General features: G+C 68.4%; 23 protein-coding genes and 1 riboswitch. Of the genes, 8 read left to right on the plus strand and 15 right to left on the minus strand.

What is annotated here, in order from left to right; translation table 11 throughout:
* Positions 1 to 139 precede the first annotated feature (139 nt).
* From ribH to E3O32_RS13440, 5 genes are all read right to left on the minus strand, one after another.
* Positions 140 to 622 carry a 6,7-dimethyl-8-ribityllumazine synthase gene (gene ribH, locus E3O32_RS13420; protein ID WP_134510328.1) on the minus strand — a complete coding sequence of 161 codons (483 nt, stop codon included), beginning with the start codon at positions 620 to 622 and terminating at the stop codon, positions 140 to 142.
* Complete coding sequence (gene ribA, locus E3O32_RS13425; protein ID WP_134510329.1) at positions 619 to 1,881, minus strand: GTP cyclohydrolase II; 1,263 nt, start codon at positions 1,879 to 1,881, stop codon at positions 619 to 621. Before ribA ends, ribH begins: the two co-directional genes overlap by 4 nt.
* The gene (locus E3O32_RS13430; RefSeq protein ID WP_134510330.1) at positions 1,878 to 2,510 is read right to left on the minus strand and encodes a riboflavin synthase; all 633 of its coding nucleotides are present in this window, start codon (positions 2,508 to 2,510) and stop codon (positions 1,878 to 1,880) included. The genes ribA and E3O32_RS13430 overlap by 4 nt, the downstream gene beginning before the upstream one ends.
* A gap of 7 nt (positions 2,511 to 2,517) precedes the next feature.
* Positions 2,518 to 3,534 (minus strand): bifunctional diaminohydroxyphosphoribosylaminopyrimidine deaminase/5-amino-6-(5-phosphoribosylamino)uracil reductase RibD, encoded by a 1,017-nt coding sequence (gene ribD / locus E3O32_RS13435; protein ID WP_241974951.1) that lies wholly within the window; start codon positions 3,532 to 3,534, stop codon positions 2,518 to 2,520.
* 110 nt (positions 3,535 to 3,644) lie between these two features.
* Positions 3,645 to 3,775: riboswitch (FMN riboswitch) on the minus strand.
* Between the two features lie 91 nt (positions 3,776 to 3,866).
* Positions 3,867 to 4,640, minus strand: coding sequence for an IclR family transcriptional regulator (locus E3O32_RS13440; protein ID WP_134510331.1), 774 nt, complete (start codon positions 4,638 to 4,640; stop codon positions 3,867 to 3,869).
* 215 nt (positions 4,641 to 4,855) lie between these two features.
* Here E3O32_RS13440 and dhaK point away from each other — a divergent pair, with 215 nt between their 5' ends.
* The 4 genes from dhaK to E3O32_RS13460 all read left to right on the plus strand — a co-directional run bounded on the left by dhaK (position 4,856) and on the right by E3O32_RS13460 (position 10,550).
* Entirely contained in the window at positions 4,856 to 5,854 is a 999-nt protein-coding gene (gene dhaK, locus E3O32_RS13445; protein WP_134510445.1) for a dihydroxyacetone kinase subunit DhaK, read from the plus strand.
* Positions 5,855 to 5,858: 4 nt separating this feature from the next.
* Positions 5,859 to 6,503, plus strand: coding sequence for a dihydroxyacetone kinase subunit DhaL (gene dhaL, locus E3O32_RS13450; protein WP_134510332.1), 645 nt, complete (start codon positions 5,859 to 5,861; stop codon positions 6,501 to 6,503).
* A gap of 3 nt (positions 6,504 to 6,506) precedes the next feature.
* Positions 6,507 to 8,948 (plus strand): phosphoenolpyruvate--protein phosphotransferase, encoded by a 2,442-nt coding sequence (ptsP, locus tag E3O32_RS13455; RefSeq protein WP_134510333.1) that lies wholly within the window; start codon positions 6,507 to 6,509, stop codon positions 8,946 to 8,948.
* A gap of 456 nt (positions 8,949 to 9,404) precedes the next feature.
* Positions 9,405 to 10,550 carry a glycerol dehydrogenase gene (locus tag E3O32_RS13460; RefSeq protein WP_241974952.1) on the plus strand — a complete coding sequence of 382 codons (1,146 nt, stop codon included), beginning with the start codon at positions 9,405 to 9,407 and terminating at the stop codon, positions 10,548 to 10,550.
* A gap of 150 nt (positions 10,551 to 10,700) precedes the next feature.
* On the opposite strand, the gene E3O32_RS13465 is transcribed toward E3O32_RS13460, so the two are convergent.
* Positions 10,701 to 11,672 carry a sugar-binding transcriptional regulator gene (locus E3O32_RS13465; RefSeq protein WP_134510335.1) on the minus strand — a complete coding sequence of 324 codons (972 nt, stop codon included), beginning with the start codon at positions 11,670 to 11,672 and terminating at the stop codon, positions 10,701 to 10,703.
* A 153-nt stretch (positions 11,673 to 11,825) separates the two neighbouring features.
* Here E3O32_RS13465 and E3O32_RS13470 point away from each other — a divergent pair, with 153 nt between their 5' ends.
* The 4 genes from E3O32_RS13470 to E3O32_RS13485 all read left to right on the plus strand — a co-directional run bounded on the left by E3O32_RS13470 (position 11,826) and on the right by E3O32_RS13485 (position 17,412).
* Positions 11,826 to 13,547 carry a glycerol-3-phosphate dehydrogenase/oxidase gene (locus E3O32_RS13470; RefSeq protein WP_134510336.1) on the plus strand — a complete coding sequence of 574 codons (1,722 nt, stop codon included), beginning with the start codon at positions 11,826 to 11,828 and terminating at the stop codon, positions 13,545 to 13,547.
* Between the two features lie 258 nt (positions 13,548 to 13,805).
* Complete coding sequence (locus tag E3O32_RS13475; RefSeq protein ID WP_134510337.1) at positions 13,806 to 14,570, plus strand: MIP/aquaporin family protein; 765 nt, start codon at positions 13,806 to 13,808, stop codon at positions 14,568 to 14,570.
* Positions 14,571 to 14,670: 100 nt separating this feature from the next.
* The gene (gene glpK, locus E3O32_RS13480) at positions 14,671 to 16,185 is read left to right on the plus strand and encodes a glycerol kinase GlpK (protein ID WP_134510338.1); all 1,515 of its coding nucleotides are present in this window, start codon (positions 14,671 to 14,673) and stop codon (positions 16,183 to 16,185) included.
* Between the two features lie 336 nt (positions 16,186 to 16,521).
* Complete coding sequence (locus E3O32_RS13485) at positions 16,522 to 17,412, plus strand: endonuclease domain-containing protein (RefSeq protein ID WP_134510339.1); 891 nt, start codon at positions 16,522 to 16,524, stop codon at positions 17,410 to 17,412.
* 255 nt (positions 17,413 to 17,667) lie between these two features.
* Here E3O32_RS13485 and E3O32_RS13490 read toward each other — a convergent pair whose 3' ends face one another.
* The 9 genes from E3O32_RS13490 to sdhC all read right to left on the minus strand — a co-directional run bounded on the left by E3O32_RS13490 (position 17,668) and on the right by sdhC (position 25,803).
* On the minus strand, positions 17,668 to 18,417 hold the full coding sequence (locus E3O32_RS13490; RefSeq protein ID WP_134510340.1) for an HAD family hydrolase: 750 nt from the start codon (positions 18,415 to 18,417) through the stop codon (positions 17,668 to 17,670).
* Positions 18,418 to 18,420: 3 nt separating this feature from the next.
* Positions 18,421 to 18,999 carry a GNAT family N-acetyltransferase gene (locus E3O32_RS13495; protein ID WP_134510341.1) on the minus strand — a complete coding sequence of 193 codons (579 nt, stop codon included), beginning with the start codon at positions 18,997 to 18,999 and terminating at the stop codon, positions 18,421 to 18,423.
* A gap of 2 nt (positions 19,000 to 19,001) precedes the next feature.
* The gene (trpS, locus tag E3O32_RS13500) at positions 19,002 to 20,006 is read right to left on the minus strand and encodes a tryptophan--tRNA ligase (protein ID WP_134510342.1); all 1,005 of its coding nucleotides are present in this window, start codon (positions 20,004 to 20,006) and stop codon (positions 19,002 to 19,004) included.
* A 53-nt stretch (positions 20,007 to 20,059) separates the two neighbouring features.
* The gene (locus E3O32_RS13505) at positions 20,060 to 20,920 is read right to left on the minus strand and encodes an exodeoxyribonuclease III (RefSeq protein ID WP_134510343.1); all 861 of its coding nucleotides are present in this window, start codon (positions 20,918 to 20,920) and stop codon (positions 20,060 to 20,062) included.
* 9 nt (positions 20,921 to 20,929) lie between these two features.
* Positions 20,930 to 22,039, minus strand: a complete 1,110-nt coding sequence (locus tag E3O32_RS13510) for a YihY/virulence factor BrkB family protein (protein WP_134510344.1) — start codon at positions 22,037 to 22,039, stop codon at positions 20,930 to 20,932.
* A gap of 291 nt (positions 22,040 to 22,330) precedes the next feature.
* On the minus strand, positions 22,331 to 23,089 hold the full coding sequence (locus tag E3O32_RS13515) for a succinate dehydrogenase iron-sulfur subunit (RefSeq protein WP_134510345.1): 759 nt from the start codon (positions 23,087 to 23,089) through the stop codon (positions 22,331 to 22,333).
* Positions 23,090 to 24,904, minus strand: a complete 1,815-nt coding sequence (gene sdhA, locus E3O32_RS13520; RefSeq protein ID WP_134510346.1) for a succinate dehydrogenase flavoprotein subunit — start codon at positions 24,902 to 24,904, stop codon at positions 23,090 to 23,092.
* Between the two features lie 18 nt (positions 24,905 to 24,922).
* Positions 24,923 to 25,375, minus strand: a complete 453-nt coding sequence (locus E3O32_RS13525) for a succinate dehydrogenase hydrophobic membrane anchor subunit (RefSeq protein WP_134510347.1) — start codon at positions 25,373 to 25,375, stop codon at positions 24,923 to 24,925.
* A gap of 11 nt (positions 25,376 to 25,386) precedes the next feature.
* Positions 25,387 to 25,803, minus strand: coding sequence for a succinate dehydrogenase, cytochrome b556 subunit (gene sdhC, locus E3O32_RS13530; RefSeq protein WP_134510348.1), 417 nt, complete (start codon positions 25,801 to 25,803; stop codon positions 25,387 to 25,389).
* Positions 25,804 to 25,860 lie beyond the last annotated feature (57 nt).

Here is a 25,860-nt window from a genome sequence, read left to right on the forward strand (position 1 = left end):
ACAGCGCCCGATCGCCCGCGCCGACACCAGCCCATCGACATCCGACATGGGACTGAGCGCTGGCCTCGATCGCCAGCCTCCAATAATCAACACGCTCTGCACGGTGCGCCGGACTCCCAAAAGTGTGCCGCGAGGGCTCCTAGCCGGCGGAGCCGGACCGCAGCGCGCGGAGCACCTGCGCGGTCGCGATCGCGGCCGACGCGGCTTCTTCGCCCTTGTCCTCCTTCGACCCGGGCAGGCCGGCCCGGTCGAGGCCCTGCTGCTCGTCGTCGAGGGTGAGCACGCCGAAGCCGACCGGCTTGCCGGCGTCCAAGGCGACCCGGGTGAGGCCGTCCGTGGCCGCCGCCGAGACGTATTCGAAATGGGGCGTGCCGCCACGGATGATGACGCCGAGGGCGACGACGGCATCCGCCCCGTTCTCGAGCGCCACCTTGCAGGCGACGGGCAGTTCGAAGCTGCCGGGCACCCGCACCAGGCTGAAGCTCGCGCCGGAGGCCTCGAGCACGCGCGTGGCACCCGCGATCAGCCCGTCCGTGATCACGTCGTGCCACCGCCCGGCGACGATCACGATTCTCAGCCCGGTGCCGTCGACGGCGATCGAGGGTGATCCTGCTCCGCTCATAGTGCGATTCCCTTCAGGAGGTCGGTGTCTGCGATGTGGTGGCCCATCCGGTCGCGTTTCACGGCCAGGTAGTCCTGGTTGTGGCTGCCGACGCCCACGATCAGGGGCACCCGCTCGGTCACGGTGATGCCGTGCGCCTCGAGCTGGCGCAGCTTCTCGGGGTTGTTGGTCAGCAGCCGCACCGAGGAGATGCCTATCTGGTGCAGGATGGCGGTGGCCGCGCCGTAGTCGCGGGCGTCGGCGGGCAGGCCGAGGGCGAGGTTCGCGTCGAAGGTGTCCAGCCCGTCCTCCTGCAGCTTGTACGCGCGCAGCTTGTTGATCAGGCCGATGCCGCGCCCCTCCTGGCCGCGCAGGTAGACGACGATGCCGCCCTCCTCCTGGATCGTCTCGAGCGCGGCGTCGAGCTGGGGGCCGCACTCGCACTTGAGAGAGCCGAATGCCTCCCCGGTCAGGCATTCGGAGTGCACCCGCACGAGGGTGCCGTCGCCCGGGGTGCCCGAGACGATGGCGACATGGTCGGCGCCGGTCATCCGGTCCCGGTAGGCGCGGATCTGGAACGAACCGTGGCGGGTGGGCACGGTGGTCTCCACCTCGAAGTCGACCCGCGGGGATTCGAGGATCGGGCTGACAGTGGGCAGGTCGGTGTCGCAGTGGAATTCCTGCAGGTAGGCGATCAGGTCCTTGATCGTGATCACGAGCACGCCCTCGCGCTCGCCGAGTTCGAGCAGCCCGGGCAGGCGCATCATCTCGCCGTCCTCGGCGACGATCTCGCTGATCCCGGCGACGGGTACGAGGCCGGCGAGCTTCATCAGGTCCACGGCCGCCTCGGTGTGGCCGTCGCGTTCGCGCACGCCGCCGTCCACCGCGCGCAGCGGCATGATGTGGCCGGGCCGGTGCAGGCTCGCCGGGGTGGACGCCGGGTCGGCGAGCACGCGCAGGGTGTGGGCGCGGTCGGCGGCGCTGATCCCCGTGCTGAGACGGTCGGCCGCGTCGACGGACACGGTGTAGTTCGTGCCGCGCGGGTCCTCGTTGTTCAGCACCATCACCGGCAGGTCGAGCTTGTCGGCGAGGTCGTTGGTCATCGGGGCGCAGATGAACCCGGAGGAGTAGCGCACGGTCCAGGCGAGCCACTCCTGGGTGGCCATCTGGGCGGAGATGATCACGTCGCCCTCGTTCTCCCGGCCCTCGTCGTCGGCGACGATGACCGGTTTGCCCAGTCGCAGGGCGTCCAGGGCGGTGGGAATGTCGGCGAGACTCATGACAGGCTCCTTTTCGATCCTGCGGCCGCCAGGTCGAGCATGCGCTCCACGTGGCGGGCCAGGATATCGGTTTCGATGTTGACGTGATCGCCGACCATGCGCTCTCCGAGCGTCGTGGCGGTGAGGGTTTCGGGGATGAGCGAGACGTCGAACCACTGCTCGGCGGCGTCCGCGGGGCTGATGTCGCTCACGGTCAGCGACACGCCGTCGACGGCGATGGACCCCTTGCTCGTGACGAGCGGGGCGAGTTCGGGGGAGAGACTGAACCGGAGCACCCGCCAGGCGTCGCCGGGGGTGATCGTGAGCAGTTCGCTGGTGCCGTCGATGTGGCCCTGCACGATGTGCCCGCCCAGGCGGCCGCCGACCAGCGCGGCCCGTTCCAGGTTCACGGAGGTGCCGGCGGTGGCGCCGGAGAGGGTCGACATCCTCAGGGTCTGGGCCATCACATCCGCCGTGAAGGTCTCCTCGGTGCGGTCCACGACTGTGAGGCAGACCCCGCTGACCGAGATCGAGTCGCCGTGCCCGGCGTCGGACACGACAAGCGGGCCGCGCACGGTGAGGCGCACGGCATCCGCCGACGGGTCGACCCTCTCGATCCGGCCGAGTTCCTCGATGATTCCGGTGAACATGCTTCCCCTATCTCGGCCGGGCCACGATGAGGAGGTCCTCGCCGAGCCGGTCGCAGTGTTCGATGGTCAGGCGGCATTGTCCGTCGATTCCGGTCACGCCGATGTCGCCGAGGGCCAGCCGCCCGCCGCCGAGCAGCGCGGGCGCCAGGTAGACGAGGTACTCGTCCACGAGCCCGGCCGCGACGAACGCGCTGGCGAGCGTGGGTCCGCCCTCGATGAAGGCGTGACGGATGCCGCGGCCGTGCAGGTCGGCGAGCACGGCCGTGAGGTCGTGGGTGGCGAAGAACAACGGCGCGCGGGGGTGGGAGCGGAGCAGGGCATCCGCCGGGATGCCGCGGCCGCCGATCACGACGGGCAGCGGCTGGCCGGGCAGCAGCGCCCCGGCGGCGTCGCGGGCGGTGAGCGCCGGGTCGTCGGCGAGGGCGGTGCCGGTGCCGACGACGATCGCGTCGGCCGCAGCCCGGCGCCGGTGCACGTCCTGGCGGGCCTCCGGGCCGGTGATCCACCGGCTGGTGCCGTCGTCGGCCGCGGCGCGGCCGTCGAGGCTGGAGGCCCACTTCAGCGTGACGAACGGCCGGCCGAGCCGGGCCGCACGGAGCCAGTCGGCGAGGAAGCCGGAGACCTCGGCCTCGAGGATTCCGCCGAGCACGTCGATCCCGTGCGCGCGCAGCCGGTCGGCGCCGCCGGAGGACTCGTGGCCGGGGTCGGTCACGGCGTAGACCACCCGGGCGATGCCGGCTTCGATCAGGGCGAGCGCGCAGGGCCCGGTGCGGCCGGTGTGGTTGCAGGGTTCGAGGGTGACCACCGCGGTCGCCCCGCGGGCGCCGCCGCGGGGCAGCCGGCTGAGCGCGTCGACCTCGGCATGGGCCGTTCCGGCGCCGCGGTGCCAGCCCTCGGCGAGCACCTCGCCGTCGGCCGCGAGGATGACACAGCCGACGCGGGGATTCGGCCCGGTGGCCGGCCCGTTGGCGGCCAGTTCGAGGGCGCGCCGCATCAAGCGTTCCAGTGCCACGTCCTGGTCCATGCCCGTCCTCGTCCGTTTCTGCAACGAACTCCGGGGGAATGGTGCGCGAACACCGTGTGGGTCGCGCGCAGGGCGAAACCCGCCGATCGATCCCTGGCGGGATTTCTCGACTCGTGCGCCTCTCATCCGGACTTTAACCGTCGGTGCTGGAATTTCACCAGCTCAACCGTTTCGCCCGAGGGCGGAACGGGTCGCGGACTTTCACCGCCGGTTCGGACTTACACCGACCCCGGAGCACGTTTCTTACTACTAGTTATAGCTCAACGCCCCGGCCGCCGGATAATTCCCGCCCGACGCTCCGGCGCCGTGCAGGCGAACGAGTGCGGTGATCGTCAAGCCTCGGCGGTGGGGGCGGGGGCCCGCGGCGGCCAGGTGGCCGCCCCGAGTTCGCGAGAGATGTTGCGAGCGGTTTCTCGTAGCCCGTTGAGAATGCTGGAGTCAGGAGGCCACTCGCTCGAGGGAATAACGACGGCCACCGCCGCAATGACGTTTCCGCGAGAGTCGACGACAGGTGCCGCAACCGAAGATTCGCCCAGTACGGCTTCGTCCTCCTCGGTGGCAATGCCGTAGCTCGCGATCTCCGCGAGTTGGACGGCCAGAACCTCCGGATCGATAACGGTGGACCCGGTCAGGCTTCGAAGCGGTCGCCCCAGCAGTTCGCGCTCGTGTTCGGGGGTGTAGGCGAGGAGCACCTTTCCCATGGCCGAGGCGTGAGCCGGGATGGACAGGCCCGTTTCCGGCATCTGCTGACTGCCGTCCGGGCGCTGGTTGTGGTGGATGATGATGACCTCGTCGAAAAGCGCTACACCCAGGCGCGTGGACAGGCCGGTTCTGCGGGCGAGTTCGAGCGTCCACCGCATTGAACGCGCGCGCACGTCGAGGGTGTCGAGATAGACATTCGAGAGTTTGAGCAGCGCGGGCCCGAGCATGTACCGATTTCCGCCGGGCTCCTTGGCGACGAGACCGTGGCCCTGCAGCGACTTCACAATGCCGTGCACGGTCGAGGCGGGGAGTCCCAAATCGGCGGAAAGCGCCGTGATGCCGAGGTGGCGTGCGCCCTGGAGCGCCGCCAGCACCTTGGCTGCTCGATCGATTGCCTGAATCACGCGTGCACCTCCTCCAAGTGGTTTTCTCCAGTATGCCGCGTAATCGACGCACGTTCGTGCACCGCCTTGACATCGTGCACCCATTCGAGGGATATTCGACATTATCGAATTGCATTCTGTGGATTCACGTGAGTTGCAGGCGAAGACGACCTGCTGAGTACACCTCGAAAGTTCAACGGAGAGCAACCATGAAGGTCAATCAGGAGGTCCCAGACATGAAAAAACTGATCAATTCCCCGGAGACGGTTCTCGCAGATTCCCTCGCCGGTGTGGCGGCGGCACACCCCGGACTTCGGGTCGATCACGCGAATCGGATTATCTACCGGGCCACCCCGAAGGCTGCCGGCAAGGTCGCCCTGCTCTCGGGCGGCGGCACGGGCCATGAGCCCCTGCACGGCGGCTTCGTTGGTGAGGGAATGCTCGATGCCGCCTGCGCCGGGGCGATCTTCACTTCGCCGACCCCCGACCAGATGCTGGAGGCAACGAAGGTCGTTGATCGCGGAGCGGGCGTGCTCCACATTGTCAAGAACTACACGGGCGATGTGATGAACTTCGAGATCGGCGCGGAACTCGCGGCGGCAGAAACCGGAATCACGGTGGCCGTCGTCGTCGTCAACGACGACGTCGCTGTCGAGGACTCGAGTTTCACCGCGGGTCGCCGGGGCGTCGGCACCACGGTGCTGCTCGAAAAGATCGTGGGGGCTGCTGCTGAGGAAGGCCGCGACCTGGAGGCCGTTGCGGCGGTGGCTCGCCAGGTCAATGAGTCGGGCCGCTCCATGGGAGTCGCCCTCACCAGCTGCACCGTGCCTTCGGCCGGAAAACCGACCTTCGAATTACCCGAAGACGAAATGGAAATCGGCGTGGGCATTCACGGCGAGCCCGGCCGCCGTCGCGTGCCGCTGGCCGGCGCCGCCGAGGTGGCCCGTCAGCTCGTCGAGCCGATCCTCGCCGATCTGGACTTCACCGGCGCCCCGACAATTGTGATGTTGAACGGGCTGGGCGGCACCCCGCTGATCGAGCTCTACGTCATGTATGCCGAAGTTGCGAAGCTCCTCGACGCCGCCGGCATTACTGTCGCTCGCTCGCTCGTGGGCAACTACATCACGGCACTGGACATGGCCGGCTGCTCCGTCACCGTCCTGCGCGCCGACGAGGACCTGATCCGGCTGTGGGATGCGCCCGTCAGTACCACCGGAATGCGCTGGGGGATCTAGGGTCATGTCGAATGACACGATCACCGTTGATCAACTCACCGACTGGCTCACCCGGTTTCGCGATCTGGTGACGGAGCAGGTTTCCTATCTCACCGAGCTGGATTCGGCCATCGGCGACGCGGATCACGGCTCCAACATGACCCGCGGCATGGGCGCGGTCGTCGAGAAGATCCACGCCTCACCCGCCGGTACCGTCGACGAACTCTTCAAGGGCGCGGGCATGACCCTGGTGACCTCGGTAGGCGGTGCCAGCGGTCCGCTGTACGGCACCTTCTTCCTACGGATCGGCACCACGGCCGGCCCCCGCACGTCCCTGGACGCGCCGGGCCTGGCGGCAGCGCTCCGAGCCGGGCTGGGTGGAGTCGTCGCCCGCGGCAAGGCCGAGGCAGGGGACAAGACCATGTTCGATGTCCTCTCTCCCGCGCTCGCCGCGTTCGATGCCGCCGTGGATGTCTCCTCCGATCTCTCCACGGCTGCCCACGCCGCCTATTTCGCTGCGCAGACTGGTCGCGACGCGACCCGGGCCCTCCTCGCCCGCAAGGGCAGGGCGAGCTACCTGGGGGAACGCAGCATCGGCCACATCGATCCCGGCGCGGCGTCGACGGCGCTGCTCTTCCAGGCCCTGGTCGAGACTCTCGGCGAGGAGTAGCCCGTGATCGGCATAGCAGTGGTGTCCCACAGTCCGCGGCTCGCGCAGTCGGCCGTGGATCTCGCGCTCGAGATGGTCGGCGCCGAGGGGCCTGCGATCGCGATCGCGGCCGGCGCCGGCGACGGCGTGACGGGAACGGATGCGATCAAGGTCGCCGAGGCCATCACGGAGGTTTCCTCGCCCGACGGCGTGCTCGTGATGATGGATCTGGGCTCGGCCGTGATGAGCGCGGAAATGGCGTTGGAATTCTTGTCGGATGCCGACGGGCCCGTCAAGCTGACGAGCGCTCCGTTCGTGGAGGGCCTGATGGCGGCAGTGGTGCGCGCCGCCGGTGGCGCCAGCCTTGATGATGTGGAGAGGGAGGCGCGGGGTGCCCTCCAGGCGAAGCAGACTCATCTCGGCGACGACGACGACGAGCTGCCCGGCCCGCAGGCCGGCCCGGCGGCGGAGCACTCGATCGAAGTGGCGCTCCGTAACCCGCACGGCCTGCACGCGAGGCCCGTGGCGATGCTGGTCACGGCGGTCAGCGCCTTCGAGGCCACGGTGACGGTCGCTAACGTCCGGTCCGGCGGTCTTCCGGTGCCGGCGAACAGTCCGACCGCGCTACTCGGTGTTGGCGCTCGGCAGGGCGACACGATCTCGGTAGCTGCAGCGGGGAGGCAGGCCCGGGAGGCGCTCGACGCCGTGAACGCACTGGTGCAGCGGGGATTCGGGGAGTTGGAGACACCAGGGGCTGTGGCGGTACCCGAGGATTGCGCAGCGCGCCCGGACCGCGAGCGGTCGAGCGAGGCGTCGTCCGGCGGTCCGATCGGGGTCAGCCCCGGCCTGGCGGTCGGTCCGATCGTCCGGATGCCGGAACCCCTGGCCGAGCCGGCACCGGCACCCGAGCTGACCCTGAACGAGCGGGCCGAAGCTGTGGACCGGATCGAGGCGGCCGCGGCATCCGTTGCCCGGGCGCTGATTGACAAGGCGAATCGCGTCTCGGGAGCGGCGCGGGAGATCCTGGAAGTGACGTCGATGATGGCGACCGATCCGGGGTTGATCGGCGACGCCAGGGCGCGGGTGACCGACGACGGCCACACTCCGGAACGGGCCGTGTGGGCGGCGGTCAGCGACATCACGTCGATCTTCAGGGAGCAGGGAGGGCTCCTGGCGGAGCGCATCCCCGACCTGCACGATGTGCGCAACCGCATAGTGGCCGAGCTGCTCGGTCGCCCGGCGCCCGGCCTGCCCGACCGGGCGGAGCCATACGTGCTCGTGGCCCGCGACCTGGCACCCGCCGACACCGCGCTGATCGACCCCGCGCTGTGCCGGGCCATCGTGACCGTTGAGGGTGGCCCGACCTCCCACACGGCCATCCTGGCGCGTGCCCTCGGGGTGCCGGCCGTGGTGGCCGCACGCCACGCGCTGGAGATCCGCGAGGGCAGCGTAGTGATCGTTGACGGCACGACGGGGATGATCGTCGTCGACCCCACCGATGAACAAGTCGCTACCGCCGAGCAGGAGAGCGGCCGCGTGGTCGCCTTCGACGGCACAGGACGAACGCTGGACGGACACCGGGTGCAACTCCTCGCGAACGTCGCATCGCCCGACAGTGTGGCCGCGGCACTCGAGGCGAACGCCGAGGGAGTCGGACTCTTTCGCACCGAGTTCTGCTTCCTCGACCATGAGGAGGCCCCCGATGTCGAGGAGCAGGTGGCGGCGTATCGCCGGGTGTTTGCCGCCTTTCCGGGTCAGAAGGTCATCATTCGCACCCTGGACGCCGGGGCAGACAAGCCCCTGGCCTTCGTGACGGCGGAAGACGAAGCGAACCCTGCCCTCGGCATCCGGGGCTACCGCACCGCGTGGCGGAGTCCGAAGCTGCTTGACAGCCAACTGCAGGCCATCGCGATCGCTGCGGCGGCCGAGGCCGCAGACGTCGGCGTCATGGCACCGATGATCGCGACCGTCGACGAATCGATCGAGTTCGCCTCCCGGTGCGCCGACCACGGCCTGCGCACGGTTGGGGTGATGATCGAGACTCCGGCCGCGGCCATCACCGCGCTGGACATTCTCCAGGTTGTGGACTTTGCGAGTCTCGGGACGAACGACCTGGCCCAGTACACGATGGCGGCCGATCGACTGGCGGGAGAACTCGCGCTACTCAACGACCCGTGGCAGCCTGCCGTGCTCCGGATGATCCGGGAGGCGTGTCGGGCAGGGGTCGCGACGGGCAAACCGGTCGGAGTCTGTGGTGAGGCCGCGGCTGATCCCCTTCTCGCCGCGATTCTGGTCGGACTCGGGGTGACCAGTCTGTCGATGTCGCCGCGTGCCCTGGGCGGCGTGGCGGAGCTGCTGAGGAGCGTCACCGTCGAGCAGTGTCGGGATGCCGCGGCCACGGTGGTTGCCGCTTCGAGTGCGACCATGGCTCGGACCACCGCTGCCGCACTCCTCGTCCGGGCGTAGCTCCCCGCGAGAGCCCCCGGTGGCTGTACCGCAATGCCCGCCGAATCGCCGGACGGACGCTCGACAGGAGCGTCCTCCGGGCGGATCGGCGGGCATTTCCCTGTCCCGCGGCACGCCACGGGCCGCAATGTGCACAAACGTGCATCGGTCCCTTGCGGACTGGTTTCGGACCGCCTTCGATTCCTGAATGCCATTCATAAAAAATGTCCACTGCCGCGGGACTACGCCGTGAACGAGGCGGAGAGCGTCTGGCCCCCGTAGTGGGCATACGTGCCGGACCGGGACCGGGACCTCCCGCCCGCTGCCCTTCCGACCGGGCCCCCGGAATTCCGCCGCGACGGCGGGCATAGTGTGAAATCTGTGAGCCAGGCAGGTTCGCCGTTACCGTCCCACGAAGATGTAGACGCAGTTCGACTAGGAAGAAGGTCTACGATGACCACTCCAATCCGCACAGTAATGAGTCCCGGACGTTACGTCCAAGGCAAGGGAGCGATTGAGCGCCTCGGCGAGTTCGTTGCCCAGATCGGCACCTCGCCCCTGATCGTCGCTGACGACGTCGTCTGGGGTTTCGCAGGCGCACAGGTGGCCGCGAGTTTCGCTGCCGCCGATCTCCGCGTAGAGCGGGCCGCATTCGGCAAGTTCGCCACGGCGGCCGTTGTCGATGCGCTGGTCGAGAAGATCCGTGAAACCAACGCCGATGTGATTGTCGGCGTCGGTGGCGGAAGCACCGTCGACGCGGCCAAGGCCGCCGGGTACCTCGCCGGCATCCGTTGGGCCAGCGTGCCCACGGTGGCGTCGACCGATGCGCCCACCTCCGCTCTCGCGGTGATCTACAACGACGAGGGTGAGTTCGTCGAATACCGGTTCTTCCCCCGCAACCCCGACCTCGTGCTCATCGACACCCAGATCGTCGCCAATGCACCGGTCGAATTCCTGATCGCGGGAGTCGGCGACGCCCTCGCAACGTGGCTTGAGGCGCGAGCCACGGCGACGGCCAACGCGACCACAATGGCCGGCGGCCTGCCGACTCAGACGGGCACGGCACTCGCCAAGCTCTCGTGGGATGTCATCTGGGAGAACGCGCTGCCGGCTCTCGACGCCGTTCGGGACAACCTGGTCACCCCGGCGCTTGAGAAGCTGGTCGAAGCGAACACGCTCTTGTCAGGGCTCGGCTTCGAATCGGGCGGTCTTGCGGCGGCTCACGCCATTCACAACGGGCTGACCGCCGCCCCGCAGACCCACGGTCTCACCCACGGCCAGAAGGTGAACATCGGTTCGATGGCTCAGCTTGTGCTCGAGGGTGCGCCCCGGGCCGAGGTGGAGGACTTCATCGAGTTCACCACGCTGGTCGGCTTGCCGACGACGCTCACGGAGATCGGCCTCTCGATCGACGACGAGAAGGAGTTGCAGGCCATCGGCAAGGCTGCCACTCTGCCCGGTGAGACGATCCACAACATGCCGTTCGTGGTCACCGCCAACGACGTCGTGGACGCTCTCAAGTCGATCGAGCGGCTCTCCCGGTCCGTTCGCAAGGCGCGCGGTTTGCCGGCCCCCGTGAAGTACGTGCAGAAGCACGCACCAGACCTGGTCGGAGCGCACTGACACTCGCTCCCGCCGCCGAGTCCGTGGCGGCCGGTGGGAGACGGTGGTGAGGTCACGTTGAGTGGCTGATAGAGGCGGCGCCAGGATGGTGAATTCCGGGCGCCGCTTCACCCTGTCAGCGCTCGCGGGCAGCCGCCCCGACCGACTCGCTCAGGAATCGGCCAGGGCCCGCGCCGTTCCCTCGTCGATGTACAGGTCGGTGATCACCCGGGCGGCCAGGGCCCCGCGCAGACTGGCCAGCTTCGAGCTGCCGGACACGACGCAGATTCGGCGCGGCGTGCGGCGCAGCACGGCGAAGTCGGGGCCGGTGCTGCGCTGGTTCAGCGGGATGCCGTCGGTGGAGCCGTCGGCGCGGAAGAAGATCGTCGCCACGTCGCCCACGACACCGCTCTGGCCGAGAGCGTCAAAGTCTGCGTCTTCGAGGTAACCGCCGGCGTAGACGTGGCTGGGGACATCCGAGAACGGGGAGCCCAGACCGAAGAGGGCCACGTCCATCCGACCCTGGAGCTCGAGGAGCCGAATGACGCCGCGTTCCCGCCAGAGCGCCTGCCGGGTTGCGGGGTCGTCGAAGAAGGTGGGCACCGGGAACTGCTCGACGTGGGCGCCGAACGCGTCGCCGAACCGGCGCAGGATCTCACTGGCGTAGTCGAGGCCGGTCGTGCGCATGTTGCCGGCGCCGTTGAGCTGCACGATTTGAGAGTTGTGGGTGCGTTTCGGGGTCACGTGGCGGCTGATCGCGTTCATGGTCGAACCCCAGGCGATGCCCATGGTCATGTTCGAATCGAAGAACTGACCGAGAATCCGTGCAACCGAGAGGGCCACCCGTTCCAGCCGGTCGACGTCGCTGGCGTGATCGGGAACGGGGACGACGTGCGCGGCGACATGGTATCGGTCGAGGATGACCTTCTCCAGGCTGCTCGTCGCGTCGAGGGGGGAGCGGATCTGAATGTCGACGAGACCGCTGGCCCTGGCCTGGCTGAGCAGGCGGGAAATCGAGGATCGCGAGGTGTGGAGCTCATGGGCGATGGCATCCATCGTCAGGTCCTGCATGTAATAGAGGTGCGCTGCGGTCAGCGCGTCGCTGGTCCGGTTCGAAAGCGTCAGTTCGTTCGGCAGAGTCATTCCCGCTCCTTGCACATATGTTCAGTCAGCTTGACCGTTTGTGTGGACGTAGTCAAGCTGTATTGACCCACGAGGTTTGCCCGGAGTGCAAATCGACGTTGAGCCGGCTGTGAGTGCTTCACGGCTGCGAACCCACACAGAAGTGAGCGAACAGTGCAGAATACAGCGATCCAGGCCCAGGCGGCCGTCCAGGCCGATCCCCGCGCGCAGGTCCTCATCATCGGGGCCGGCATCAACGGCATCGCCACCTTCCGCGACCTGGCCCTGCAGGGCGTCGACGTGGTCATCATCGACAAGGGCGACTACGTCTCCGGGGCGTCGGCCGCCTCCTCGCACATGATCCACGGCGGGGTGCGCTACCTCGAGAACGGGGAGTTCCGCCTGGTCAAGGAATCGGTCGAGGAGCGCAACGCGCTGCTGAAGACGGCCCCGCACTACGTGAAGCCGCTGAAGACCACCGTGCCGATCTTCTCCACCTTTTCCGGGGTGCTGAGCGCGCCGCTGCGTTTCCTTACCCATCGGCAGGGAGCGGCGCAGGAGCGCGGCGCGCTGCTGATCAAGGTCGGGCTCACCCTGTACGACTCGTTCTCGCGTGACGGCGGCAGCGTGCCCCGGCACGAGTTCCGCGGGGCGAAGGAGTCGCTGCGCCAGCTTCCCCGGCTGAACCCGTCGCTCAAGTACACGGCGACCTACTACGACGCCTCGATGCACGACCCGGAGCGGCTCGCCCTCGACGTGCTCGGTGACGGCCTCGCGGCCGGCCCGCACGCCCGCAGCGCCAACTACCTCGAGGCGGTGGCGATGGATGCCGACGGCGTGCTCCTGCGCAACACGGTCACCGGGGAGGAGTTCAGCTTCCAGGCCGACGTCGTCGTGAACACCTCCGGACCGTGGACGGACCTCACCAACGTGGCGCTCGGCCAGGCCAGCGCCTACATGGGCGGCACCAAGGGCTCGCACATCGTGCTCGACAACCCCGAACTGCTGGCGGCGACCGGCGGGCGTGAGATCTTCTTCGAGCACAAGGACGGCCGGATCGTGCTGATCTACCCGCTCGCCGGCCGGGTGCTGGTCGGCACGACCGACCTCGAGCACGACATGACCCAGCCGGCCCGCTGCACCGAAGACGAGGTCGACTACTTCTTCGAGCTGGTCACGCACGTATTCCCAGATGTCGCCGTCGACCGTTCGCAGATCGTCTTCCGGTTCGCCGGGGTGCGCCCGCTGCCCCGGCACGACGACGAACAGCCCGGCTTCGTCTCCCGCGATTACCGGATCGAATCCCGGCCGCTCGGCGCCCGCCCCGGCACGCTGCTCAGTCTGGTCGGCGGCAAATGGACCACGTTCCGTGCCCTCGCCGAGCACCTCAGCGGCGACATCCTCGCCCTGCTCGGCCTGCCCCGGGTGGTGTCGACGGCCGGGCTCTGTATTGGTGGCGGGCGCGACTTCCCGGTGACGGATGCCGCGCACCAGGTCTGGGTCGCGGCGCACGGCGACGAGGTGGGCGCCTCGCGCGCCGCGGCCCTGCTCACCCGGTACGGCACCCGCGCCGCCGACGTGATCGACTGGCTCACCGAGGAAGCGGACGCCCCGCTGGACAACCATGCCGGTTACACCCGGCGGGAGATCGAGTACCTGGCCGCCACGGAATCCGTCATGCACCTGCTCGACCTGGTACTGCGCCGCACCAGCCTGGCCTTCCGCGGCGAACTCAGCCTGCCGCTGCTCGACGAGTTGGCGGGCGTGGTCGCACCGGTGCTCGGCTGGGATGCCGCGACCCGCGAGAACGAGGTGGCGCTCGCCGTGGACATGCTCCGCGAGACGCACGGGGTGCGGCTGGCGGCCGCGCCGGAGCCGGCCGGCCAGGTCGCCTGAGCCGCCCGGCCCGGCGCGCACCGCTGATCGGCCTGCGCACCGCTGGTCGGCGTGCGCACCGCCGCCCGGCGTGCGCACCGCTGATCGGCCTGCGCACGGCCGCCCGGCGTGCCTGCGCCCGGCAGCCGGCGCCTGCTGCGCGCCGGGATCTGCACGGACGTGCAGCCGAAGGCGCACCTTCGGCCGGGCCGACTCGATAGGTTTTGCAGGATCCGTTTTCTTCCGGATCCTCCAGTTCCATCTAACAAGGGTGTCAATGTGGACAATCTCGGTATCGTTTTTCTTTCGGAACTGGTGGGCACAGCCCTGCTCGTTCTCCTCGGCTGCGGAGTGGTCGCCAACGTGGCCCTCGCCAAGAACAAGGGTGTCGGTGGCGGATTCCTGATGGTCACCATCGGTTGGGGCCTCGCGGTCTTCTCCGGCGTCATCGTCGCCTACAACTCCGGCGCCCACCTCAACCCCGCCGTCACGCTCGGCCTGGTGGCCTCCGGGGCGACCGAGTTCGGCTCGGGTGTCCCGGTGAACGCCGTCTCGGTCCTGGCCTACATCGGGGCGCAAATGCTCGGCGCCCTGCTCGGGGCCGTGTTCGTCTGGCTGGCCTACAAGCAGCACTTCGACCAGGAGCCGAACGCGGCGAACAAGCTGGGCGTGTTCTCGACCGGCCCGGCCATCCGTTCCTACGGCTGGAACCTCGTCACCGAGATCATCGGCACCTTCGTGCTGGTGTTCGTGGTGATCGCGTTCGGCGGCGGACGCCAGGGTGAGAGCGGCGGCCTCGCCGCTCTCGGCGCCCTGCCGGTGGCGCTGCTGGTCATCGTCATCGGCACCTCGCTCGGTGGTCCGACGGGGTACGCGATCAACCCGGCCCGTGACCTCGGCCCGCGGATCGCGCATTTTCTGCTGCCGATCAAGGGCAAGGGCTCGTCCGACTGGGCCTACTCCTGGGTGCCCGTCGCGGGCCCGATCATCGGCGGCCTGCTCGCCGGTTGGGCCTCCGCGGTCCTCCTGCCGATCCTGACGTAGCCGGGACCGGCACCGCGGCATCCGTCGACGGATGCCGCGCACACTCGACACTCATCTCGCACGCCTAACCTGAACCGCACGATCAACAAAGGAGTTATCAATGGCCCAGTACATCATTGCCATCGACCAGGGAACGACGAGTTCCCGCGCGATCATCTTCGACAAGGCGGGGTCGATCGTCTCGACCGGCCAGCTCGAGCACGCCCAGATCTTCCCGCGCGCCGGCTGGGTCGAGCACGACCCGATGGAGATCTGGAACAACACCCGTGAGGTCATCGGCCAGGCCCTGTCCAAGGCCAACCTGACCCGCCACGACATCGACGCCGTCGGCATCACCAACCAGCGCGAGACCGCCGTTGTCTGGGACCGCACCACCGGCCTGCCCGTCTACAACGCCATCGTCTGGCAGGACACCCGCACCCAGCCCATCGTCGACCGGCTCGCCGCCGACGGCGGCGTCGAACGGTTCAAGCAGAAGGTGGGCCTGCCGCTGGCGACCTACTTCTCCGGCACCAAGATCGTCTGGATCCTCGAGAACGTCGAGGGTGCCCGGGCCAAGGCCGACGCCGGCCAGCTGATGTTCGGAACGACCGACTCGTGGGTGCTCTGGAACCTGACCGGCGGGCTCGAGGGCGGCGTGCACGCCACCGACGTCACCAACGCCAGCCGCACCATGTTCATGGACCTGGAGACCCTGCAGTGGGACGACGACATCCTCGCCGCGTTCGACGTGCCCAAGTCGATGCTGCCCGAGATCCGCTCCTCCAGCGAGGTCTACGGCATCGCCAGCGGCCACAGCCTGCTCCGCGAGACGCCGATCGCGGGCATCCTCGGCGACCAGCAGGCCGCGACCTTCGGCCAGGCCGCGTTCGACCAGGGCGAGGCGAAGAACACCTACGGCACCGGTAACTTCCTCATCTTCAACACCGGCACCGAGATCGTCCACTCCAAGAACGGGCTGCTCACCACGGTCGGCTACAAGCTCGGCGACGCGGAAACCCACTATGCGCTCGAAGGATCGATCGCGGTCACCGGGGCGCTCGTGCAGTGGCTGCGCGACAACCTCGGCATCGTCGGCTCGGCCGCCGAGGTCGAGGCTCTCGCCCTCTCGGTCGAGGACAACGGCGGCGCCTACTTCGTGCCGGCGTTCTCCGGCCTGTTCGCCCCGTACTGGCGCTCGGATGCCCGCGGGGCCCTGGTCGGCCTGACCCGGTTCGTGAACAAGGGCCACATCGCCCGTGCCGCGCTCGAGGCGATCGCCTACCAGTCCCGCGAGGTGCTGGACGCGGTCAACGCGGACTCCGGAGTGCCGCTGACCGAGCTCAAGGTCGACGGCGGTGCCTCGGCCAACGATCTGCTGATGCAGTTCCAGGCCGACATCCTCGGCGTCTCCGTCGTTCGCCCGGTCGTCGCGGAGACCACCGCGCTCGGCGCCGCCTACGCGGCCGGCCTCGCGGTCGGCTTCTGGGGCAGCCTCGACGAACTCCGCGCGAACTGGCAGGAAGATGCCCGCTGGGAGCCGCAGATGGACGTCGCCGAGCGCGACCGCCTGCTGCGCAACTGGAAGAAGGCCGTCACAAAGTCCCTCGACTGGGTAGACGAGGACGTCGTCTAGCCTCACCCGCCTCACCCGCCTCACCCGGCTCACCCGTTCCCCGGAAACCCGGCGTCCACCCCAGGCCGCCGGGTTTCCGTCGTCTCACCCCCGCCGTCCCCACCTCCCCGCCGCATGACAGGCGGCATCTCGGTGGCTAACTCAGGAGATTCCCGCAGGCCAGACAGAAGGGCCTCGGAACAGTCCGGCAGAGTCGGGCGGGCACAGAGAATCTCCTGAGTTAGCCACGACGAGGGCTGGCCGGTCGGAGTCCTCCACATCCCGCGCGTATTTGATCTGTCCTCAGATCGGTTCAAGGCGGGCTTGTGGGAAGCCAGGATCACGACACTTCCATCCATGACCTGGACTGACTACTTCCACGAGAATGATGTGCGCATTGCCGAGACCAGTGCACTGGTGGCAGCCGGGGCAAGTTGGCGTTCGCTGCGTGCGGCTACGGAGAGCGGATCGCTGATTCGCGCGAGGCGCGGTCAGTATGCTTTGCCCGGCATTGACCCGCACGTCCTCGCTGCCGTTAGGCTCGGCGGAAGGCTCGCGTGTATCTCCGCGGCGGCGCACGCCGGCGTCTTCGTGCTCGATTCTACGTTCACCCACATCGACTTGGCACCGAATGCGTCGAGGCTGCGGGCGCCGCACAACCGGTTTCAGTCGCTCGCCCCCGCGAACCGTGATGGGGTGGAGCTGCATTGGGGGCGGTTGATCGATCCGAGTGCCTGCACGGAGTACAGCGTCGGTCTGGTTGATGCGCTGGTGCAGATTGTGCGGTGTCAGGAACCGCGATTCGCACTTGCCTCCCTGGACAACGCCCTGCACCAGCGGCTGATTCGGCCGAAGGCCATTGCAGGGATCTTCGCGGTGCTGCCCGGCGATATCCAGTACCTTTGTCCGCTCATCGACTCGCGCAGTGAGTCAGGACAGGAATCCGTGCTCCGGTTCGTCGTGCAGCAGGCAGGATTCGAGTTCGCGATCCAGGTAGCGATTGACGGTGTCGGCCGCGTCGACATGGTCGTCGAGGGATGCATCGTCGTTGAGGCGGACAGCCGGAGATTCCACGAGGGCTGGGAGGCGCAAGCCCGCGACCGCACACGAGACTGCGAGCTGGCCATGCTGGGCTACTTCAGCCTGCGCGTGCTGTACCGCGACATCATGTACCACCCGGAACGAGTCGTGGCAGCCATCAAGGGTTTGCTCGCCGCCAGCCGCCGGTACCGCACGGTAATCCTCTGATCGTTCGTACTCAGCGCGGGCGACATCGAGGCTGGAAGAGGCGAAGGCCGCATCCGGTTGGGGGCTAACTCAGGAGATCCAGACCCAGGCCTGCTTCGGCGTCTGGCGTTTCCGGGTTTCTTGGCGCCTCGTCGGCCCGGATCTCCTGAGTTAGCCACCTCGGCGATGGGCGGGAAGGGACAGCGCCGAGACCGGCCGAGACGTGCCGAGACCGGCCGAGACTGGACGGGACCGGCCGAGGCCGGCCGGGGGCGGTCAGGGGGCGGTCAGGAGGGCCGGGAGTTCGGCCAGGCCGGTGATTCGGAGCACCCCGAGACGGGCGGCGTCGGCGGCGTCCGCGGGGTCCACCGCGGCTTCGCGCCGGTCGAGCCAAACCGCGGTGAGGCCGGCGGCCGCCGCCCCGATGGCGTCGGTGCGGATGCGGTCGCCCACGTACACCGCGTCGGCCGCGGCGACCCCGAACACGGCGCAGGCGTGCTCGAAGATGCGCCGGTCGGGTTTGGCGACGCCGAACGCGGCCGAGGTGATCACCCGTTCGACCCGGTCGCCCAGGCCCGTGCGGTCCAGCTTCGGCTGCTGGTGCGACCGCTCCCCGTTGGTGATCAGTCCGAAGCGGATGCCCGGAAACTCACCCTCGAGGGCCGCCAGGCAGGGCAGCGCGTCGTCGTGCAACCGCCAACTCGCCCGGTAGTGCTCGAAGTAGGCGCCGAACCAGTCGGCCGCTTCCTGGTCCGTCAGGGGGACCCCGTGCGCGGCGGCGAAGTCACGGGCGCGCTCCCGCCGCTGGCCGGGGAAGTCCAGCCGCCCGGCAAGGTAGGAGTGGTAGTGCCGCTCTTCCAGCTCCTGCCAGAGCGCGACCGCCCCGCCCAGGTCGACGCCGTCGAACGGGCCGCCCAGGGCGGCGAGATACCGCAGGATGCCGTCGGCGACAGCGCCGCGATGGGCGAACAGCGTGTCGTCCAGGTCGAAGAGCACGACCGACGGGATGCGGGCGGGTGCGGCCATGGCTCAGCCGGCCACCACGCCGGCGACCACGGCGGGCCAGCCGGCCTTCGGCCGGCGGTCGTCGCCGGCACGGAGCCGCCCGGTCCAGGCCAGCGGGAAGGACCCGTCGCGGTGCGGGTGGTCCGCGGGCGACTCGCCGAGGAAGCTGAAGCCCGTCTTCCGGGCGGTGCGCGCCGACGCGATATTCCCCGGCAGGCATTGCCAGTTGATGGCGTCGACGATCCCGGCGGAGAACGCCCAGTCGGCGACGAGCCGCTGGGCCTCCGGGATGTAGCCGTGGCCGCGGTGCGGCGCCCCGAGCCAGTAGCCGATCGAAGCCGTGGGAACGCGCAGCCCGATCACGCCGACCAGGGCGGGGGAGCCCGGTGCGCGAACCGCCCAGGTGTATTCCTGATCAGATGCCCATGCCGCCGGCACATACTCCGAAATGAATGAGTCCGCATCGGAGCGACGATACGGCCACGGCACGGTGAGGTACCTCTCGAACAGAGGGTCCTGGCAGTACTCGAACACCGCGACGGCATCGTCGGCGGCGGGCTGGTCCAACCGCACCAGCGGCGACGACAATTCGACGGGCTTCATGGTCAGGCGCGGGGGAGGAGTCCGACACGCTCGAACGCGCGCGCCAGGGTGGCGTCGGCGACGCCCGCCGCGCGGTCGGCGTTGTGGGCGAGCAGGCGGTCGAGTTCGGCCGGGTCGCCGAGCAGCTCGAGCACGCGCGCGCGGATCGGGCCGAAGGTGCCGGTGACGACCTCGGCGAGTCCCTTCTTGAGATCCCCGTAGCCGCGGCCGGCATACTCGTCCTCGAGGGACTGGATCGAGCGCTCGGCCATGGTGGAGTAGATCGTGAGCAGGTTGGCCACCCCCGGCTTGTTCTCCCGGTCGAAGACGACTCCGCCATCGGCATCCGTCACCGCGCGCATGATCTTCTTCGCGGTGACCGACGGCTCGTCGAGCAACCAGATCACCCCGGCGTGCGATTCGGCCGACTTCGACATCTTCGAGGTGGGGTTCTGCAGGTCGAAGATCTTCGCGGTGTCCTTCACGATGTCCGCCTCCGGAATCACGAAGGTGTCCCCGAACCGCGAGTTGAACCGCGCCGCGATGTCGCGGGTCAGCTCGACGTGCTGGCGCTGGTCTTCGCCGACCGGCACGACGACGGTGTCGTAGAGCAGGATGTCCGCGGCCATCAGGATCGGGTAGGCGAACAGCCCGACCGTGGTGCCGTCTGAACCCTGCTTGGCCGACTTGTCCTTGAACTGGGTCATCCGGCTGGCCTCGCCGAACCCGGTGATGGTGTTGAGCACCCAGGCCAGCTGGGCGTGGGCGGCGACGTGCGACTGCACGTAGAGCGTCGACGCCGACGGGTCGATCCCGCTCGCGATGTACTGAGCCGCGGTGCGCCGGGTGTTCTCGCGCAGCTTCACCGGGTCCTGCGCCACGGTGAGCGCGTGCAGGTCGACGATCGAGAAGAATGCGTCGTGGGTCTGCTGCAGCGCCTTCCAGTTCAGCAGGGCGCCGATGTAGTTGCCGATCTGCAGGGAATCCGCGGAGGGCTGCATGCCGGAGTAGAGACGGGGCTTGGTCATGGGGTCTTTCGTGTCGTGGAGCCGCCGCAGGCGGAACCGGGGAAAACGGTGGGTTAGACGAGGTAGTCGACGACGACGGGTGTGTGGTCCGACCAGCGCTGGTCATAGGCGGCGGCCCGGTCGACCGCGTAGTTGGTGACGGATGCCGCCAGCGCCGGCGTCGCCAGCTGGTAGTCGATTCGCCAGCCGGTGTCGTTGTCGAAGGCCTGCCCGCGCCAGGACCACCAGGTGAACGGCCCGTCGACCTCTCCGGCCCACTTGCGACCCACGTCGACCCAGCCGAGGCCGGCCCCGGCGTTGTACCCGGGCTCGTCTTCCGCGCCGAGGATCCGGTCGAAATAGGCGCGCTCGTCGGGGAGGAACCCGGCCCGCTTCACGTTGCCGCGCCAGTTCTTGATGTCGAGCTTGCGGTGGCCCACATTCAGGTCGCCGAGCACGACGGCCCGCTCGCTGTGGGCGGCCAGCTCGGGCAACCGGGCGAGCATCGCGTCGAGGAAACGGTACTTCTCGACCTGCTTGGGGGTGTCCGCCTCGCCGGAGTGCACGTAGGTGCTCACGACCGTGACGATCTTGCCGTTGACCTCGTAGTCGGCTTCCAGCCAGCGGCCGGCGCTGTCGAAATCGGTCGCGCCGAGCTCGACCCGGTGGATCGACGCCGAGGACCGGCTGGCCAGCGCGACGCCGGCCCGGCCCTTCGCCGTTGCGGGGTCATGCAGGATGCTCCACTCCGGGCCGAGCAGGTTCTCGAGGTCCTCGGTCGACGCGCGCACCTCCTGGATGGCCAGGATGTCGACGTCCCGGCCGGCGAGCCACTCGCCCATTCCCTTGCGGTAGGCGGCGCGCACCCCGTTCGTGTTGATGCTGGCGATCCGGAGCGGCTGGGCAGGCGAGGGGGACTCAGGCGTGGACGGCATGGTCCAAGTCTAGGTTGGGCGAGCGACTTCTCCCGCTGGCACGGTGGTTTCGTACCCTGACGCCGCCCGCTCCGCGGCGCGCAGCCGGCGGGCGGTCGCCCACCGCTGCCGCCAGCCGGCGTGGGCGTGGGCGTTCCGGGCGTCCCGCAGTTCGGCCAGGGCGGCAATCCGGCGGGCCTCGTTCTCCCGCTCGGCCTGTTCGATCGCCGCGCGTTTCGCGTCGACCGGTACGGGCGCGATGCCGGCGTCCTCCATCCCGACCGAGATCCAGGAGGCGGTGAGCAGGATCACGGTGTTCATCAGGTTGAACCAGATCAGGAGCCCGATGATCACGGCGAAGGTGGCCAGCAGGGGGTTGGATCCCGTGCGCCCGAGCAGCGTTCCGCCGAGCACCTTGAGGGCGCCCAGGGCGACCCCGCCGAGGGCGGACCCGAGGATCAGCTGCCGGTGCGGGATGTACACCCGCGAGAGCACCCGGAACAGGGTCGCGAGGGTGGCCGTGTCGATCATCAGCACGACGAGCAGCCCGATCGTGCGCGCCCCGGCGTTGAACCAGAAGGAATCCCGGGCGATGCCCAGCAGACCCAGGATGGCGCCGAGCGCCTCCGTGCTGGCCAGGGAGATCAGCGCCGACACGATCAGGGCGACGCCGAAGAGGATGCCGAGACCGAGTTCCCGCAGCTTCACCAGCACGAAGAGGGTGCCGTCCCTGGGCATCCGGAAGATGGTGCGCACGGCCTGGGTGGTGGTTGACAGCCAGCCGAGGGTGGTCCAGAGCAAGCCGACCAGGGCCACGGCGCCGGTCCAGGTCAGTACCCCGGCGTTGGCGAGCTGTTTCGGGTCGATCACGCCCTGCCTGCCGATCAGACCGGGGATGGACTGGTTGATGAGAGCGATCAGTGCGCTCATCAGCCGCTCGTTCGAGCCCAGCACGAGCCCGGCGATCGAGAACCCCACCCAGATCGCCGCGAAGATCGCGAAGACCGCCTGGTAGGTCATCCCGCCGGCGAGGATGGCGCCGCCGGTCTGGGCGAAGTGGGTGAGGGCGCGCACCGGCCGCCAGGCCATGGTGCGCCTGTACAGGAGGGTGGCCCGTTTCACGGGGGCGGGGCTCGTCACGGCTCCAGCCTAGCCAGCGGTCGGAGGCCGCCTGCGCACCCCCAGTTCGGGGTTCAAATACAAGCTGAGGGTGTCTCACCTCTTGCGGTGTGACGGGCAGGTCTGCCACTATCCCAGTGCTGACCCAACCGAGTCGGCCATCCACCACCCGAGGCTGGATGGCGGGCTGCCCGGCCACGAGCATGTGGGCTGCCGGGCAACCGGTCGGGCGGCGTGCGACGGTCGGGCCGTTCCTCGACCAGCCGGTGGCGGCGAAACCCGAGTCGACGCCACCGGCTACCTCGTTGCGTGCTACTTCAGGCCGCGCACCATGGCTTGTTTGACCTCGGAGATGGCCTGGGTGACCTGGATTCCACGCGGGCAGGCCTCGGTGCAGTTGAAGGTGGTGCGGCAGCGCCACACCCCCTCCTTGTCGTTGAGGATGTCGAGGCGGACCGCCGCGTTGTCGTCGCGCGAGTCAAAGATGAAACGGTGCGCGTTGACGATCGCGGCCGGCCCGAAGTACTGCCCGTCGGTCCAGAAGACGGGGCAGCTCGACGTGCACGCGGCGCAGAGGATGCACTTGGTGGTGTCGTCGAAGCGTTCACGCTGCGCGACGGTCTGGATGCGCTCCTTGCCGTCCTTCGGTGCCTGCTGGGAGACCAGGAACGGCTGCACGGCCTTGAAGGACTCGAAGAACGGCTCCATGTCGACGATCAGGTCCTTCTCGAGCGGCAGACCCTTGATCGCCTCCACGTAGACCGGCTTGGTGATGTCGAGGTCCTTGATCAGGGTCTTGCAGGCGAGGCGGTTGCGGCCGTTGATGCGCATGGCATCCGAGCCGCAGATGCCGTGCGCGCAGGAGCGGCGGAAGCTCAGGCTGCCGTCCTGCTCCCACTTGATCTTGTGCAGCGCGTCGAGCACCCGGTCGGTCGGGTACATCTGCACGTCGAAGTCTTCCCAGTGCGGCTCAGCGTCGACCTCCGGGTTGAACCGGCGGATGATCAGCGTGACGGTGAAGGACTGGATTTCTTCGGGCACAGCGGGAGGGGTTGCCGTTGCGGTACTCACTCAGTACTTCCTTTCCATCGGCTGGTAGCGCGTGATGGTGACGGGCTTCCAGTCGAGCGCGATGTGGTCGGCCGCGTCGGCCGACAGAGGGTCACCGGTCAGATACGCCATGGTGTGCACGAGGTAGTTCTCGTCGTCGCGCAGCGGGAAGTCGTCGCGCATGTGGCCGCCGCGGCTCTCCTTGCGGTTGCGGGCCGAGTACACGACCACCTCGGCCAGGTCGAGCAGGAAGCCGAGTTCGACGGCCTCGAGCAGGTCGGTGTTGAACCGGCGGCCCTTGTCCTGCACGCCGATGTTCTTGTACCGCTCGCGCAGGCCGTGGATGACGTTGGTGACGTCGGAGAGCGACTCGTCGGTGCGGAAGACCTGCGCCTTCGCGTCCATGGTCTCCTGCAGTTCCTTGCGGAGCACCGCGATGCGTTCGGTTCCGGTCGACGAACGGATGCCCTCGAGCAGTCCGCGCACGGCCTTCGCCGGGTCGGCGGGCAGCGGCACGAACTCGGCCGTCTTGACGTACTCGACGGCGTTGTTCCCGGCGCGTTTTCCGAACACGTTGATGTCCAGCAGCGAGTTGGTGCCGAGCCGGTTCGAGCCGTGCACCGACACGCAGGCGCATTCGCCGGCCGCGTAGAGGCCGGGCACGACGGTGGTGTTGTTCCGCAGCACCTCGGCGTTGACGTTGGTCGGGATGCCGCCCATCGCGTAGTGCGCGGTCGGCATCACCGGAACCGGCTCGGTGACCGGGTCGACGCCGAGGTAGGTGCGGGCGAACTCGGTGATGTCGGGCAGCTTGGTCTCCAGCACCTCGGCGCCCAGGTGGGTGCAGTCCAGGTACAGGTAGTCCTTGTTCGGTCCGGCGCCGCGGCCCTCCGCGACCTCCTTGACCATGCAGCGGGCGATGATGTCGCGCGGGGCGAGGTCCTTGATCGTGGGGGCGTAGCGTTCCATGAACCGTTCGCCGGCGGCGTTGCGGAGGATGGCTCCCTCGCCGCGGGCGCCCTCGGTCAGCAGGATGCCGAGCCCGGCGAGGCCGGTCGGGTGGAACTGGAAGAACTCCATGTCCTCGAGCGGCAGGCCCTTGCGCCAGATGATGCCGACGCCGTCGCCGGTGAGGGTGTGCGCGTTCGAGGTGGTCTTGTAGATCTTGCCGAACCCGCCGGTGGCGAAGATGAACGCCTTGCCCTGGAAGACGTGCAGTTCACCGGTCGACAGGTCGAGGGCGACGACGGCGGACGGCTGGTCGACGCCGTCGACCGGTGTCATGACCAGGTCGAGCACGTAGTACTCGTTGAAGAAGTTGATGCCCCGCTTGACGCAGTTCTGGTACAGGGTCTGCAGGATCATGTGGCCGGTGCGGTCGGCGGCGTAGCAGGCCCGGCGAACGGGCGCCTTGCCGTGGTCGCTGGTGTGGCCGCCGAACCGGCGCTGGTCGATCTTTCCCTCCGGCGTGCGGTTGAACGGCAGGCCCATGTTCTCGAGGTCGATGACCGCGTCGATGGCCTCCTTGGCGAGGATCTCGGCCGCGTCCTGGTCGACGAGGTAGTCGCCGCCCTTGACGGTGTCGAAGGTGTGCCATTCCCAGTTGTCTTCTTCGACGTTGGCGAGGGCCGCGGCCATCCCGCCCTGCGCCGCGCCCGTGTGCGAGCGGGTCGGGTAGAGCTTGGAGATCACGGCGGTGCTGGCGCCGGGGCCGGCCTCGATGGCGGCACGCATGCCGGCCCCACCTGCCCCCACGATCACGATGTCGAACTGGTGGTAGTGAACGCCATCGACGATGGTGGACTCCGTGGGTGCTGTTGTGGGTGCATCCGTCATGGTGTGTGTGTGCAGCTCCTAGTTGGCCGAGCAGAACGAGGGAAGAAGGTCGGCAGGGGATCCGGCCGGGCAGGCGTCGAAGGTGTAGATGACGAGCGTGCCGAGCACGATCAGGATGACGACGGCGGCGAGGATCGACGACTTGAGGATGCCGCGGGTCAGGCGCGTCGTCGCATAGTCGTTGACCAGGGTGCGCATGCCGTTGCCGCCGTGGATCAGGGCGAGCCAGAGCATCAGCACGTCCCAGGTCTGCCAGAACGGATTGGTGAGCTTGCCGGCGACGAAGGCGAAGTTGAGGGCGCTGACGCCCTCGCCGATCATCAGGTTGACGAAGAGGTGGCCGAAGATGAGCACGACCAGCACGACGCCGGAGGCGCGCATGTAGATCCAGCCCCACTTCTCCCAGTTGATGCCGCGTTTCTTCGGCGAACGGGAGTAGGGGCTGCGGGGAGCTTCGAGTGTGGTTGACATGTCTGCGCCTCCTAGTCGCTGAAGACGTTCATCAGGTGGCGAGGAACGAAGGCCAGCATCGTGACGACCCAGAGGCCGATCACGACGTAGAACATGACCTTCTGGTACTTCGCGTTCCAGAAGTCGATCAGGATGATCCGCAGCCCGTTGAACGCGTGGAACACGATCGCCGCGACGAGCGCGGTCTCACCGAGTCCCATGATCGGCGTCTGGTAGCTGGAGATGACCCCGTTGTACGCCTCCGGGCTGACGCGCACGAGCGCGGTGTCCAGAATGTGGACCAGCAGAAAGAAGAAGATCGCCACACCGGTGATGCGGTGCAGGACCCATGACCACATGCCCTCGCGGCCCCGGTACAGGGTGCCGGCGGGGCGACGTGATGTCGTCTTCTGCTGGGATGCAAGTGTCTCTGCCGATTGCTGTGGCATGACCAACCCTCCCTGGCTGATAACGGCCCCGACGATGTCAGGACGACGGTGCGCAGA

The sequence above is a fragment of the Cryobacterium mannosilyticum genome (assembly GCF_004402705.1).
Taxonomy (GTDB): Bacteria; Actinomycetota; Actinomycetes; order Actinomycetales; family Microbacteriaceae; genus Cryobacterium; species Cryobacterium mannosilyticum.

Coding starts and splice junctions, on each gene's coding strand:
- ribH (WP_134510328.1), bottom strand. CDS start 622: ATGAGCGGAGCAGGATCACCCTCGATCGCCGTCGACGGCACCGGGCTG.
- ribA (WP_134510329.1), bottom strand. CDS start 1,881: ATGAGTCTCGCCGACATTCCCACCGCCCTGGACGCCCTGCGACTGGGC.
- E3O32_RS13430 (WP_134510330.1), bottom strand. CDS start 2,510: ATGTTCACCGGAATCATCGAGGAACTCGGCCGGATCGAGAGGGTCGAC.
- ribD (WP_241974951.1), bottom strand. CDS start 3,534: ATGGACCAGGACGTGGCACTGGAACGCTTGATGCGGCGCGCCCTCGAA.
- dhaK (WP_134510445.1), top strand. CDS start 4,856: ATGAAAAAACTGATCAATTCCCCGGAGACGGTTCTCGCAGATTCCCTC.
- dhaL (WP_134510332.1), top strand. CDS start 5,859: ATGTCGAATGACACGATCACCGTTGATCAACTCACCGACTGGCTCACC.
- E3O32_RS13460 (WP_241974952.1), top strand. CDS start 9,405: ATGAGTCCCGGACGTTACGTCCAAGGCAAGGGAGCGATTGAGCGCCTC.
- E3O32_RS13465 (WP_134510335.1), bottom strand. CDS start 11,672: ATGACTCTGCCGAACGAACTGACGCTTTCGAACCGGACCAGCGACGCG.
- glpK (WP_134510338.1), top strand. CDS start 14,671: ATGGCCCAGTACATCATTGCCATCGACCAGGGAACGACGAGTTCCCGC.
- E3O32_RS13485 (WP_134510339.1), top strand. CDS start 16,522: ATGACCTGGACTGACTACTTCCACGAGAATGATGTGCGCATTGCCGAG.
- E3O32_RS13490 (WP_134510340.1), bottom strand. CDS start 18,417: ATGGCCGCACCCGCCCGCATCCCGTCGGTCGTGCTCTTCGACCTGGAC.
- E3O32_RS13495 (WP_134510341.1), bottom strand. CDS start 18,999: ATGAAGCCCGTCGAATTGTCGTCGCCGCTGGTGCGGTTGGACCAGCCC.
- trpS (WP_134510342.1), bottom strand. CDS start 20,006: ATGACCAAGCCCCGTCTCTACTCCGGCATGCAGCCCTCCGCGGATTCC.
- E3O32_RS13505 (WP_134510343.1), bottom strand. CDS start 20,920: ATGCCGTCCACGCCTGAGTCCCCCTCGCCTGCCCAGCCGCTCCGGATC.
- sdhA (WP_134510346.1), bottom strand. CDS start 24,904: ATGACGGATGCACCCACAACAGCACCCACGGAGTCCACCATCGTCGAT.
- E3O32_RS13525 (WP_134510347.1), bottom strand. CDS start 25,375: ATGTCAACCACACTCGAAGCTCCCCGCAGCCCCTACTCCCGTTCGCCG.
- sdhC (WP_134510348.1), bottom strand. CDS start 25,803: ATGCCACAGCAATCGGCAGAGACACTTGCATCCCAGCAGAAGACGACA.